Raw genomic sequence first — 11,793 nt, 5'->3', positions numbered from 1 at the left:
TCAATGGTTGAACGTTGAATACTCCACTGTCGTTTTTTCATTGCTTTCTGCCTTCAGACAACCGAGAAAGAAGTTGCCTCTGAAGGATATTGTCTCTCGTATGAGAAGCCTCTTCGCGCTGGCTTCTTGGGCAGATGCCTCGTTCGGCTCAGGCAAAATTTGTCGTTTGTGATTATACCATTGAAAACCGTCTTCACCATCGCCGAGATGTGAGCTTGGGGGAAGATGCCTGCCAAACACGCACAGGCTCTCTTCCCAGTCTTCTGGCTCAACTGAATAGCACCGTCTTGATGCTGATGGATCGAGCGGGCGTTCGCAATGTCGCTCGACAGATGCGCTACTTTGACGCTCATCTCGACCAAGCTCTTGCCCTCCTACTCACCGGTTGTTGCTCAGTTTATTAGAATGGCAAGGCCCTGGCTGTTTTTCAGCTCCAGAGGATACCTCCTCTGAAACCTTATTCCGTACTCTCCTTGGACAAGGACTGGTCAACAGAGAGATGAATTTGAAGCGCGGAAGTATCAGCCTGTTCAAGCTCAACTTGCGCGTCAAGCATCAAATCTTCAAGTAAGCGCAGCCTGGTTTGAGCCTTTTCATACTCCTGACGGAGCCTCCTATGATACTTTGGATTGACCAGCAACGCTTCCCATCGGGGGATATTTGCGAGAATCGTTTCTACCTCTTCCGGTGTCAAAGGAGTAGTCCGAGCACAACAGTAAATGGCTTGATGCCCGCCGGGGAGGGTCGTCATTACACAGCCTGCCGGACCATGACAATGGAAACAGCATGGGTGCTTCAGCACACCAATTTCATGGAGATGACTGCAACGAATAATCATAGTGTGGTGCCTCGCGTTCGCGCTCTCTTTTTCTACGCAACCTTGTCGAGCTAAAACGAACGGGCGATTTATTATAGCACAGTTTCGTCAAACACACGCTCCTTCTCCATACAGCAGAGCTTTTCCATCTTCTAGAATTGGAAAGCCCTGGTCTTCGCTGGGCCTTTCTTGCAAAAAATGGTTGAGGTGCGTACAATGGAGTCACGTGACAAGGCCATTCATGCCCTATTCAGGAGACTACATGGTTGAGAAGCATCCCTTCGATATCGGCGCCTACGAAAAGCGAGTGAAAGCAGGCCCCTGTTTTCTCTGTGAACTGGTGGCGGGCACCAATCCTCATCATGTGATCAATAAGGATCAGAGCGCCATTGTGTTTTTGAACAAATACCCCTCGCTCTATGGCTACACGCTGGTCGCTCCACGAGAACACCGCGAACAAGCCACCGGGGACTTCACTCTGGAGGAGTACCTCCAGCTTCAGCAGCTCATTTATCAGGTCTCTGAAGCGATCAGACGGGTGGTGCCGACGGAACGGCTCTACATTCAAACACTTGGCAGTCAACAAGGCAATCGCCATGTGCATTGGCACCTTGCTCCCTTGCCTCCAGGTGTTCCCTATGAACTTCAGCAAACCGCTGCTCTTGACTCCTCAAAAGGGGGGCTCGCCATTCCAGATGAGGAAATGGCCTCACTGGCTCGCTCCATTCGCCAGGCGATGGAACAATTCAGTCCTTCCCCAATGCCCCCTCCCTCGAACTGATTCCTCCAGTTCACAGCGCGTCCGCCTCTTGTCCACTTCGGGGGCTTAGTGCCCGCTTGTCTGGAATACCATTGAGAAACAGTGATATAGTCCCTTCTAGAAACGTCTTTCATTATCAAGAAAGAGGTCATGATGGAAGGGGCATCCTTGTTTTCCTTGCCCGAAGGAATGCAGGTTTCACAGATCCAGATCACTGACAACGGTATTGTTGTCGAGGTCATTGCGACCGTTCCCACATCGTGTTGCCCGCTCTGTTCTGAGCCATCTTCTTCGATCCACTGTCACTATCGCCGGGATCTGCGTGATGTGCCCTGTGCAGGCCGTCGTGTCCAGCTTTTTCTGACCGTGCGCAAATTTTCCTGTCGCAATCCTCTTTGTCAGCAGAAAGTCTTCGCCGAGCGCATCCCGACCTTTGTGGAGCCATGGGCCAGGATGACAATCCGGTACGGTCAGCAGATCACCTCCATCGGGTTGGCGACCTGCGGCAAAGGAGGCGCTAGACTCGCTGCCTGCTTAGGCATCCAGACCACGCGCCAGACGATCCTGCGCCGCATCATGGATCTGCCTGAGAATCTTTCCGGATCGATCCTCTTTCTGGGGATAGACGATTTTTCGTTTCTACGTGGCTACCGCTTCGGAACAATTCTTGTCAACCTGGAGAGCCACCGTGTGGTAGACCTTTTACCTGATCGGAAAGCAAACACCTCAGCAGCCTGGATGCGCCAACACCCCGATCTGATGGCGATCAGTCGGGACTGTGGAGGTGAATACGCCTCTGCTGCCCGAGAAGGCGCGCCTCAGGCCATTCAGTGTGCGGACAGATTTCATCTATTAAAAAATTTGGGAGAGGCGTTGGAAGGGTTGCTGGCACGTCATCTGGCGATCAAGCGCAAGAAGCAAACCCAAGAAACGCTGGATGAACACATTCCCATCTGGCATGCCACCCGATCTGTGAGACGTTCTCCGAAGATGGAGCGCCTTCAACAAGCGTACCGCGAAGAACGTCTGGCCTGTTATGAGCAGGTGGTTGCGTTGCGCAAGCTTGGTATGAGTCAGGACGCTATTGCCGAGCGCGTGGGGATGAGTCAGAGCACGGTCAGCAACTGGCTGCTCGCTGGCACCTATCCTGAAACCACGCGTGGTCCCTACATAAGCCGACTCGATCCCTATCTGCCCTATCTTTTCCAGCGTTGGGAGTCGGGCTGCCACAATATGGCATGTCTTTTTCGAGAACTGGTGGACCTCGGCTACAAAGGGTCATATGCAAGCGTGCGTGATCACATTCTTCGCCTGCTTCCTGGAGGGAAGAAGAACGCTGCACGAGGCGAGATGCTCGCTTCAGCTCCTCTGTCCTCACGGCAAGCAGCTTTCCTCTTCCTGCGGCGGCCTGAAAAACTGAGTGTTGAAGAGCAAGAGACCATGCTCATGCTTCGTCAGTTCCATCCCGAGGTGGATCTGGCCTACGAGCTGGTTCAGCAGTTTGCCCAGATGCTGCGAGAGCGTGCGGCAGAGCGCCTTGATGCCTGGCTTGCTCAGGTGCTAAGCAGTGGGCTTCCTGAACTCCAATCCTTTGCTGCCGGGGTCGAGAAAGACAAAGATGCTGTGAGAGCTGGCTTAACCTGGTGGATCAATAACGGCATGGTTGAGGGCCATGTGACCAAGCTCAAATTGATGAAAAGACAAGGATATGGTCGGGCAGGTTTTCCGCTGCTTCGCAAGCGGGTGCTCCATGCTATCTAAGAGATCATGTCTCTGCAATGGCAGTCAGACAAAAATAAAGCAGAAGACGAACAGAATCTGGATTGGCATTCCATGCCTGTTGTTCTTTGGTTATCGTTTCAGCACAGAACCGTGCTGAACGCTGGACGTAGTCTTCCCATGTTTCTCCTGCTTCTCGCTCGATGGACTCAGTCCCCATCACCCCACCAGGTGCATGGCCATGGCGCCCATCAACATACTTCATCCACCCTTCCCACCCTACTACTGCCAATTTTGCTACGGCCAGGATCTCAAGGGCATCTAAGGCTTGTTGATAGGGTACAACAATCTCACGCTTGGAAAGCGATTGACCCCGCAAAGCTTCAGGTAACAGATCAATCTCGTCCACCTGGTTTTCCCTTCCGAGGTTCTTCGCAGCCTCTCGTGTTCACTCAGAGCAAGCATACACTAAGCTCCCGAAGTGGACAAGAGGCCTTCGCCACCAGTATCATTCTTGGGGCTTATAGGTTACTTGCTTGACATATCGAGCAGGAAGTTTCTCTCGGCTGTGTGCTCTTTAAGCACAGCAAGCAATCAGTAAGCCCCAAGAATGATACTGGTGGCGAAGTCCGATACGCATGATGATTCAGCCAAGCATGAAGCATCTGGCGAAGCCCTCCAAGTGGAGGAGCGACATTATGCATATCATGCAGATGTTAAAATATCGTGCATGTCAGTGGAAGATGTAAACGTCTTTCACATGTTCCGATTCAGAGAATGCTCTTACCAAGCCACGTTCATGTGGCTGGGAGGACTTCGCCACCAGTATCAAGAATGGGCATGAGCCGAATAGTATTGGGATTTACACCGAAAGCTGGGGCCATTTTTGCCACCATTCTGCCCCAGTTTATTCTGCCCGGCGACTCCCTCTGGCGCCTCCTGCTGATGTTGTGCGCCTATGAAGCGATCCTGTTCACCTGGCTGCACCTCTATGGGTACCTGCTCAGTCGAGCCGGGCAGAGTCGCTTTGGCAGACGCATTCAGGTATGGCTGCAAGGTGTCACAGGCGGGGTACTGCTCGCGTTGGGAGCAAAGCTGGCCTTCGAGCAGAAGGTGTGACGCCAACCTTTTATGCTTACCCTTTCATTACTGCGCCGAAGCGATGCGCTCAAGCGTCAGGACGGGAATTTTGCGGCTGGTTTTGCGCTCGTATTCGGCAAAACCAGGCATCATCTCGACCATTTTGGCGTAAAGCTGGCTGCGTTCGGGCTCAGCGGTAGAGGAAGTACGGACCTGGAAGCGCTCGGTGCCAACCTCGACGGTCGCGACCGGGTTGGCCAGCAGGTTGTAGTACCAGTCGGGATTGCTGGGCGCGCCGCCTTTGGAGGCGATGATGACAAGGCGGTCCCCATCGGTGACATAGGCCACCGGCGTGGTGCGAGACTGGCCGCTTTTCGCGCCAACTGTGGTCAGTAGCAAGAGGGTCGCGTTGGCAAAATATCCGCCAACCTTGCCGTTGTTGGACCGAAACTCATCGATAGTGTTCTGGTTAAAATTGTTGTACTGGCTCATGTTAATCTCCTGTAAACCTTTCTTTTAATTAGCCGACAAACTTTTGGAGTAAAAAAATGGCAAAGCATCCCCTTCAGGAAAGATTGGAGACCGTCTGTTGCAACAGACGGCGCAGGAAAGCCTGTTCGATCTCAGTCATCCCATGCAGCATACGCGCTTCCAGATCTTGCCAGATTTTGAGAGCAGGCGCATACAGTGCGCGCCCCTTCTCCGTCAGATAGACACGCGAGACACGCGTATCCTTCTCATCGGCCTGGCGGATCAGCAAACCTGCACGTTCCATGCGCTGGACCGCCTTGGTCAGCGTCGGCAGTTCCACCCGGAGACGGGCTGCCAGCTCAGATTGAGAGAGGCCCTCTTCTCGCCAGAGCACGAAGAGGACCAGCTCCTGCGAAACATGCAAACCGAGTTGGCTGAGTGCTTCTTCCGCTCGCTGGCGATGCTCTTTCATCAACTGGATGAGTTGATAGTTCAGACTCTCTTCAAAGGCATGCATGTTCACTTCTCCGTTCCTTTTACTTTGCTGGCTAATCATATCAGGCCAGGAAGAGATCTGTCAAGTGCAGTCAAGAACAAGGATATTGAAAGAGTAGGCATCCAGATAGAGAGAGCTTTGAGTTATCAATCCAAGCCATCGAGCAGAAGCTGAGTAGTGCTCGGACGGGCAACTCGCTGTTCAATCCGAAATCCATATACCTCTAATGAGGCAAGAGCTGCACCACATCCTGAATAACTTCGGTGCAGGCCAGGTGGTGGTAGACAAATTGCTCTACCAGCAGCTCGAAGGCCCATTCATTGCCTGTAGCAGCCTGCTCGACCAGGATGGCATCCGTAGGATATTGCGAGACGCTTTCCGCCTTGATTGGCTCAGGCTTAGATCCCATTCGTCCCACGATCTCGGGTGTTACTTTTTGTGGCTGGCGCTCTGATCGCTTTACTGCCTTAGAGGCTGTAAATCCCAATACTATTCGGCTCTTGTCCACTTTGATATTGGTGGCGAAGTGATTTCTCTGGCTCGAACTGCAGAGATGTTGCCTCTCATCGCAAGCTCAATTTTTGATTTCGCCACCAATATCAAGAATGGGCATGAGCGGCTCCGTGGCTCTGGCCCAATTTAGGTGAATGATGGGATGTGTCAGAACTGAAAACACAGAAGATCACAAGGCGTGCTTCATCTTCAACCTGAATCTGTTTAGGCGACCAGCAACATGGTTTTCAAGGCATCCAATCGTTGGCAGAAGAGATGACGTTGGTCAGCGAGGGAAACATGTTGCTTTCTCGTAGTCCGAAACCGAAAGAACTGGCGTACCTCGTCAAATGCCCTGCAGAAGCGAGAGGCCGAGGCGAAGTTTCCAAATCCACGCATCGGGTAATAGCGCTGTTTGATCCCACGATGATCTTGTTCCAGGTGGTTATTCAGATAGGCATTCCAGCGATGCATGATCTCGTTGCCGAGAATCTCACGAATCGCACGTGGATAGGAGTCATGTCCATCGGTCGTTACCCGCTTCGGGGCGTGACCAACCGTTGCGATAGCTTGGCTGAAGAACTGCTTTGTTGCCTCCATATCACGTTTCTCACTCAGGCGTGAATCGACCAGATTCCCATCACGATCGAGAGCGCGATAGAGATAACACCACTTTCCTCGCACTTTGATGTACGTTTCATCTACGTACCATGATGTCCCTATGTGTCCCCGCCGCCTGGTACGCACGTGTTCTGCAAGCAAGGGAGCAAAACGAGATTCCCAGTCTCGGATCGCCTCATGAGTGAAGACCCAACCGCGCTCAAGGAACATCTCAGCGAGATCCCGCAGACTCAGTGTATAGCGCAGCCGCCAGAGCACGACAAGCAGAACGAGATCGGTTGGATATTCCAGAAAGTTGAAAGGCGTGTTCGTGCGCTCATTGAAGATATGGTGGCACCCTCGGCAACGGAATATCCGGCAGCCAAGTGTGGTTTTCCTGTTTTGTTCTCTCGTCGTTACAGACAGGCAATACGGGCAGTTCATCGGGCACGCCTCCCCAAAATGTTTCTGTGCTGATCAGTCTATCACACGCTAGCGGAACTTCGCTTAGAGTCCTGTTCTCAGTTCTAACGCATCCTATCTCGTGGGAAACCCTACTATGTATGGAGAATAAACTCTAGTTCAGACAGACCACGCCAAAATCTATGCACGAGAGCAGGCATTTCCAGCCCAAGGATGAGCCCATCCTCTCTCGAACAATTTGCTAGTTTTCGCGAAACGCCCGGTACACCTCGATTTGTTCCAGATAACTACGCCGAGAATTGTAAAGCCCTTCACCCACTTCATCTCCCCCCTCAGCCTCTGGCAACGCAAACACCTGGGGGCACCTCGCCTCAAGGTCCTGGCCCAATTATTTTACGCAGGCGCACCAGAGCTTGCTAGAATTGTATGCTCCTCTGGTTGGCTTAATGTTCAAGCCGCGCGAATTCTACGATCCGGTGGAAATCATGCTGGGTGTAATGCCAGCTTTCGAGCGCCAGACACCGGTGTTTACGAACTTTGAACAGCGCGTCGCGTTGATGATGACCGAGAGCGCGCAGTCAAAAAATGTTCTCACAATCCAGCAAGCCCATCAGCTTGTCTGGCAGGATATCTCGGAAGAACTTTTACAGGTCTCCAGTGGACGTTAAGCCCTTTGCCGGGTGAGAGAAGCCGCGCGTAACAACAGCGATGTTGTGTACGCGGGCAATCTCTTTGGCCCTTCCTCCTACGTATTGGGCAAGGTGAGCGCCCAATTTCACTCTTTCCGCCCGTTTACTTCCCTGCCAGTTGGGCCACAACCGGCGCGAAGGCGCGCATATACTCGGCGCGGATAACAAGATATGAGACGCCCAGGCGCTCGCGCCAGAGCTGGATACGCTCGACCATTTGTTCGGTGGTTCCGAGCATGACGTAAGGATTGGCAAGCACCTGCTCAACCGTGGCGTCTGTCAGTTCTCTTTCGCGGATATATTGTTCCGCGGCCTCCTGCTGATTTTGTGCCAGGGCGAAGCCGGAGATAAGAATATTCAACTCGATGGACGAAAAACGCTCGCCCGCGGCCTCGCGAATCCACCCGACTTTTTCGGTCAGGGTATCCTCAATATTTTCAGTGGCATCGACTGTGCCATTATCATTCACCTTGATGTGCAGACCAATAACATTGGCTTCGCGCGCGGCCAGGCTCAGGAGTTTTTTGCCACCACCACCCATGACGATCGGCGGGTGAGGACGCTGAATGGGTTTTGGCGTAACGTTGAGATCGGTCACGGTATAGTGTTTGCCGGTGAAATTGACGGTTTCATCGCTGAAGCTTTGTTTAATAATCTTTAAGGCTTCTTCCAGGCGTTCAATGCGTAGCCCGGCACGTTCAAAGGGCACACCAACCTGGTCGTATTCCGGTCGATTCCAGCCCGCTCCAATGCCCAGTTCAAAACGTCCACCGGAGAGCATATCCAGCGCCGCCACCTCTTTCGCGAGAAGGACCGGGTGACGAAGATCGTTGTTATAGACCAGTGTGCCAATTCTCAAGGTTTTCGTCGCGTCCGCGGCTGCCATGAGGGAGGCCAGAGGGAAAAACTCGTTGGTAAAGTGATCTGGCTGCAAGAGGGTAGAGTAGCCCAGATCTTCGGCCTCTCGTGCCCGTGTGATCCATTCTTCGCGGGTAGGGGCACCATCTGTAATGATGCCAAAGCGAAACGGTCGTACTTGTGGCATGTATCTTCTCCTGATTCCTTTGATACGGCTATGTTCACCGACAATTTTGTCGGCCTGTTAAAATTTTGTCATAAATTATGGCTGTTTGCCAGAACAGCTCGGGCAACAGATGCAAGGGCAACTCTTCCGTTTGCATCCATTTCTAGCACGCCTGGGTCTCCTACGTCTGCAAGGAAAACCCAATGGCGTGATCGAAGCATTACCAGGCATTTGGCACCTATTCTACCTTCTTAGCATGCACACTGTCCTTCCCAGCGCTTTCCACAAGCCAACAAACCACTGCGCCTGCCCTCGATGCGTCGGCTGCCGGCGTAAAAGGGGGCGTCCTGCACCGCCAACACCAGCAACTCCCACACCTTCTTCCCCCGCCACGCTGCCACCTCCTTAAGAGATACATAGCCAAACTCCATACGCACCTCCACATACATGCTTGCTCAATACCCTACCCTTCTCTCTTGAGCATCCCCCTCTCCCTCACGCTCTGCTTCCACGCCCACAAGCTACCTCCAACCTGCTGGAGCGCCGACGAATGCAAACACCACCTGAGGACAAGGACCTCGTGCATGTGTCCACAGCCACAGCCAAGGACAACCAGGTCACATCACCTGAAGGTACAATAAAGCGCCTGCGGTACAATATAAAAAAAGAGGAGGAATGTAATGGAGCGAATACGATGCAAAGCGTACAGATCACGCAGGCACGAGGAGGATGCTCATATGGCTAATGCTGATTCAGACCAGCTAAGCAGGCTCAGTCATGCATTAAACACACTGCGAACAAGCCAACTCGACCTCAATGGGGAGCCTCCTTTTCATTATCTCACCGATCCCCCTGGCAAGATCCTTCTCCAGGCGTATCGAGAGCACCTGACACCCCAAGCCAACAAGGCCTTTTTTTACGCCGAGATTCCCCCAACTGAGCAGCGCCCCACCGGTGCCGCCTGGCTCTTAAAAGTTCTCCTTCAGGCCTTGGGCGACCCCGATTGGAACAAGAGAGAAGCTGCCTATACCCACGCGATGCGCAACGAGCCTGCAACCTTTCTTCACGTGGCACGTGTGACGTGTCGCGAGGGGTGCAGACACGAGGGTGCTGGTAAATGTCCTACCATGTGGCTCATGCCCAGGTTTGGTGAAGCGGTGGACTGATGAGGTTGGAGGGGGAGGGCGAAGAGATGATACACTGCACATCACAAGAACTCGTGCAACAGTTCTGAGCGAAATGAGGTTGTGATGGAAGAGAATCCCTTGCTCCCCCTTCCTGAAGGGATACAGATCGACCGGATCCAAGCCAGCGAAAACGAAGTGAGGATTACGGCCATAGCGACGCATCCTACTTCCTGCTGTCCTGTGTGCCGTCAGCCGTCATGCACCATTCATAGCCGGTACCGTCGAATGGTGCGAGATGTCCCTTGTGGTGGTCGCCGTGTTCAGCTGACACTCTGTGTGCGCAAATTCTTCTGTCGCAATCCACTGTGTGAGCGCAAAGTCTTCACGGAAAGGCTTCCCGAGCTGGTTTGTCCTTGGGCACAGGTGACGATCCGCTACAGCCAACAGCTCACGTCCATCGGACTGGCCACCTGTGGCAAAGGGGGGACCCGGTTGGCAGCGCGTTTAGGGATACAAACCTCTCGCCAAACGATTCTGCGCCGCATCATGGACCTGCCTGATCTCCCGCTTTGTACCGTTCTTTATCTTGGAATAGACGATTTTGCGTTCCTGCGTGGCTGCCGGTTCGGTACCATCCTCGTCAACTTGGAAAGCAGGCGGGTCGTGGATCTCTTACCCAATCGGGAGGCCGAAACCTCGGCAGCCTGGATGCGCCAACAACCTGATCTGATGGTGGTGAGTCGGGATCGTGGAGGAGAATATGCATCTGCTGCGCGAGAAGGCGCTCCCCAGGCCATTCAGTGTGCGGACCGCTTCCATCTTTTAAAAAATCTCAAGGAGGCTGTAGAAGGCTTTCTGGCGCGTCATTTTGCGGCTCATCGAACTCGCGTCGTGCAGGAATCAAGAGCTACCCCTTTGCCTGCTGCTCAGGGAAAGGAACCTCCGAAATGGAGTCCAAAGCAAGCCGCGGTGAGCCAGACGAAGCGAGAAGAGCGCCTAGCTCAATACGAGCACGTCGTGGCCTTACGCAAGCAAGGCTTCTCGCAAACGGCCATTGCCTCTCAGGTGGGCATCGGTCATGCCACAGTCTCGCGCTGGTTGGCTCAGAACGCGTTTCCTGAACGACAACCGAGCTCGCGAAAAAACCGCCTTGATCCCTATCTTAAAGAGGTTGCCCAACGGTGGGAAGCAGGCTGTCATAACATCGCGCAGTTGCATCGGGAGTTAGTCGCTCATGGCGCCCCCCTGACCTACAAGGTTGTGTACAAACAACTAGTTCGTTCCCTTCCAGAAGGGCGGAAGACTGCAGCTGCTCCTGATCAGCTTCCACGCCCTCCTGTGCTGGCACGACAAGCAGTGTTTCTGTTTCTTCGCCGTCCCGAAGAGCTCTCAGCTGAAGAAGAAGAAACACTTGCCCTGCTTCGCTCTCTGCACACTGAGATGGATCAGGCATATGAGCTGGTCCAGCAGTTCACCCAGATGCTCCGAGAGCGTCGAGGTATGCATCTCGATACCTGGTTGGCCCAGGTGAACCAGAGCAACATCCCCGAACTCCGCTCCTTTGCCGCGGGAGTCGAGAAAGACAAAGAGGCGGTGAGGGCTGGGCTGACTTGGTGGATCAATAACGGTATGGTGGAGGGCCATGTGACCAAATTAAAACTCATCAAACGGAGCATGTACGGCAGAGCAGGCTTTCCTCTGCTGCGCCAACGAGTCTTACATGCCGTGTAACAATGAAGTGAGTGCGGCCAAGTTCGTCCTCAGAAGCAGGACAGGCTCCCAGCTCTTTTTTGCTGCATAAGCTCTTCAATGTATCGGAGAAGCTTTTCCCTGCCCAAGCTCTCGCGCTTCTGTTGCGCTTCACGGAAGGACACGAATGTGCTCTTGAAACAGAACAACCTCATCTCTCTTGTATTATCGCAGAGTCTATCACCAAACCTGGGCATGAGCCCACTTGGTGGGTCATTTACCAGGTGCCAATCATTCACCAGCTCTGTTTTCAACCTGACCAGCCCCCAATCATGCTGGACAGCCTCCCGAAAACAAGATATCCTGCAAAGCGTTTCTTGTACCTGTTGAAGCAGAAGCATTGTCT

Annotated in this window: 14 protein-coding genes; 6 read left to right on the top strand and 8 right to left on the bottom strand. The window is 53.2% G+C overall.

Annotated elements, in window-relative coordinates; translation table 11 throughout:
- Nucleotides 1-457: 457 nt before the first annotated feature.
- Nucleotides 458-751 carry a hypothetical protein gene (locus KRAC_RS40325; protein ID WP_040445789.1) on the bottom strand — a complete coding sequence of 98 codons (294 nt, stop codon included), beginning with the start codon at nucleotides 749-751 and terminating at the stop codon, nucleotides 458-460.
- A 328-nt stretch (nucleotides 752-1,079) separates the two neighbouring features.
- Here KRAC_RS40325 and KRAC_RS40320 point away from each other — a divergent pair, with 328 nt between their 5' ends.
- Both KRAC_RS40320 and KRAC_RS40315 read left to right on the top strand, forming a co-directional pair.
- Nucleotides 1,080-1,598, top strand: a complete 519-nt coding sequence (locus KRAC_RS40320) for an HIT family protein (RefSeq protein ID WP_007917338.1) — start codon at nucleotides 1,080-1,082, stop codon at nucleotides 1,596-1,598.
- A gap of 132 nt (nucleotides 1,599-1,730) precedes the next feature.
- Nucleotides 1,731-3,338: an ISL3 family transposase gene (locus tag KRAC_RS40315; protein WP_007917336.1), complete on the top strand. Its 1,608-nt coding sequence runs from the start codon at nucleotides 1,731-1,733 to the stop codon at nucleotides 3,336-3,338.
- Nucleotides 3,339-3,342: 4 nt separating this feature from the next.
- Here the strand turns inward: KRAC_RS40315 and KRAC_RS40310 are convergent, their stop codons facing one another.
- Complete coding sequence (locus KRAC_RS40310; RefSeq protein WP_007917334.1) at nucleotides 3,343-3,705, bottom strand: hypothetical protein; 363 nt, start codon at nucleotides 3,703-3,705, stop codon at nucleotides 3,343-3,345.
- 431 nt (nucleotides 3,706-4,136) lie between these two features.
- On the opposite strand from KRAC_RS40310, the gene KRAC_RS40300 reads away from it, so the two are divergent.
- Nucleotides 4,137-4,415: a LysE family translocator gene (locus tag KRAC_RS40300; RefSeq protein ID WP_052568972.1), complete on the top strand. Its 279-nt coding sequence runs from the start codon at nucleotides 4,137-4,139 to the stop codon at nucleotides 4,413-4,415.
- Between the two features lie 27 nt (nucleotides 4,416-4,442).
- On the opposite strand, the gene KRAC_RS40295 is transcribed toward KRAC_RS40300, so the two are convergent.
- The 4 genes from KRAC_RS40295 to KRAC_RS40280 form a co-directional block, all read right to left on the bottom strand.
- On the bottom strand, nucleotides 4,443-4,868 hold the full coding sequence (locus KRAC_RS40295) for a nitroreductase family deazaflavin-dependent oxidoreductase (RefSeq protein WP_007917330.1): 426 nt from the start codon (nucleotides 4,866-4,868) through the stop codon (nucleotides 4,443-4,445).
- A 73-nt stretch (nucleotides 4,869-4,941) separates the two neighbouring features.
- Complete coding sequence (locus KRAC_RS40290) at nucleotides 4,942-5,364, bottom strand: MarR family winged helix-turn-helix transcriptional regulator (protein WP_007917328.1); 423 nt, start codon at nucleotides 5,362-5,364, stop codon at nucleotides 4,942-4,944.
- A gap of 202 nt (nucleotides 5,365-5,566) precedes the next feature.
- Nucleotides 5,567-5,830 carry a hypothetical protein gene (locus tag KRAC_RS40285; protein WP_157507619.1) on the bottom strand — a complete coding sequence of 88 codons (264 nt, stop codon included), beginning with the start codon at nucleotides 5,828-5,830 and terminating at the stop codon, nucleotides 5,567-5,569.
- A 230-nt stretch (nucleotides 5,831-6,060) separates the two neighbouring features.
- Nucleotides 6,061-6,879, bottom strand: coding sequence for an IS6 family transposase (locus KRAC_RS40280; protein ID WP_007917324.1), 819 nt, complete (start codon nucleotides 6,877-6,879; stop codon nucleotides 6,061-6,063).
- A gap of 392 nt (nucleotides 6,880-7,271) precedes the next feature.
- On the opposite strand from KRAC_RS40280, the gene KRAC_RS40275 reads away from it, so the two are divergent.
- The gene (locus KRAC_RS40275) at nucleotides 7,272-7,526 is read left to right on the top strand and encodes a hypothetical protein (protein ID WP_157507618.1); all 255 of its coding nucleotides are present in this window, start codon (nucleotides 7,272-7,274) and stop codon (nucleotides 7,524-7,526) included.
- 124 nt (nucleotides 7,527-7,650) lie between these two features.
- Here the strand turns inward: KRAC_RS40275 and KRAC_RS40270 are convergent, their stop codons facing one another.
- Entirely contained in the window at nucleotides 7,651-8,592 is a 942-nt protein-coding gene (locus KRAC_RS40270; protein ID WP_007917322.1) for a TIGR03621 family F420-dependent LLM class oxidoreductase, read from the bottom strand.
- A gap of 230 nt (nucleotides 8,593-8,822) precedes the next feature.
- A complete protein-coding gene (locus KRAC_RS40265) occupies nucleotides 8,823-9,002 on the bottom strand; it encodes a hypothetical protein (RefSeq protein WP_040445785.1) in 180 nt (59 codons plus the stop codon).
- 306 nt (nucleotides 9,003-9,308) lie between these two features.
- On the opposite strand from KRAC_RS40265, the gene KRAC_RS40255 reads away from it, so the two are divergent.
- Together KRAC_RS40255 and KRAC_RS40250 are read left to right on the top strand one after the other, a co-directional pair.
- On the top strand, nucleotides 9,309-9,737 hold the full coding sequence (locus KRAC_RS40255; protein WP_007917319.1) for a hypothetical protein: 429 nt from the start codon (nucleotides 9,309-9,311) through the stop codon (nucleotides 9,735-9,737).
- An 84-nt stretch (nucleotides 9,738-9,821) separates the two neighbouring features.
- Nucleotides 9,822-11,429 carry an ISL3 family transposase gene (locus KRAC_RS40250; RefSeq protein ID WP_007917318.1) on the top strand — a complete coding sequence of 536 codons (1,608 nt, stop codon included), beginning with the start codon at nucleotides 9,822-9,824 and terminating at the stop codon, nucleotides 11,427-11,429.
- The last annotated feature ends 364 nt before the right edge of the window (nucleotides 11,430-11,793 follow it).

This window comes from Ktedonobacter racemifer DSM 44963, assembly GCF_000178855.1.
Taxonomy (GTDB): domain Bacteria; phylum Chloroflexota; class Ktedonobacteria; order Ktedonobacterales; family Ktedonobacteraceae; genus Ktedonobacter; species Ktedonobacter racemifer.
Note: the sequence above shows the minus strand (reverse complement) of the source record. Positions and strands in the feature narration are given on the sequence as shown.

Bases quoted from the DNA above. Each gene is read 5' to 3' on its own strand.
- KRAC_RS40325 (WP_040445789.1), bottom strand. From the start codon at position 751: ATGACGACCCTCCCCGGCGGGCATCAAGCCATTTACTGTTGTGCTCGG.
- KRAC_RS40320 (WP_007917338.1), top strand. From the start codon at position 1,080: ATGGTTGAGAAGCATCCCTTCGATATCGGCGCCTACGAAAAGCGAGTG.
- KRAC_RS40315 (WP_007917336.1), top strand. From the start codon at position 1,731: ATGGAAGGGGCATCCTTGTTTTCCTTGCCCGAAGGAATGCAGGTTTCA.
- KRAC_RS40300 (WP_052568972.1), top strand. From the start codon at position 4,137: ATGAGCCGAATAGTATTGGGATTTACACCGAAAGCTGGGGCCATTTTT.
- KRAC_RS40295 (WP_007917330.1), bottom strand. From the start codon at position 4,868: ATGAGCCAGTACAACAATTTTAACCAGAACACTATCGATGAGTTTCGG.
- KRAC_RS40290 (WP_007917328.1), bottom strand. From the start codon at position 5,364: ATGCATGCCTTTGAAGAGAGTCTGAACTATCAACTCATCCAGTTGATG.
- KRAC_RS40280 (WP_007917324.1), bottom strand. From the start codon at position 6,879: ATGAACTGCCCGTATTGCCTGTCTGTAACGACGAGAGAACAAAACAGG.
- KRAC_RS40270 (WP_007917322.1), bottom strand. From the start codon at position 8,592: ATGCCACAAGTACGACCGTTTCGCTTTGGCATCATTACAGATGGTGCC.
- KRAC_RS40265 (WP_040445785.1), bottom strand. From the start codon at position 9,002: ATGGAGTTTGGCTATGTATCTCTTAAGGAGGTGGCAGCGTGGCGGGGG.
- KRAC_RS40255 (WP_007917319.1), top strand. From the start codon at position 9,309: ATGGCTAATGCTGATTCAGACCAGCTAAGCAGGCTCAGTCATGCATTA.
- KRAC_RS40250 (WP_007917318.1), top strand. From the start codon at position 9,822: ATGGAAGAGAATCCCTTGCTCCCCCTTCCTGAAGGGATACAGATCGAC.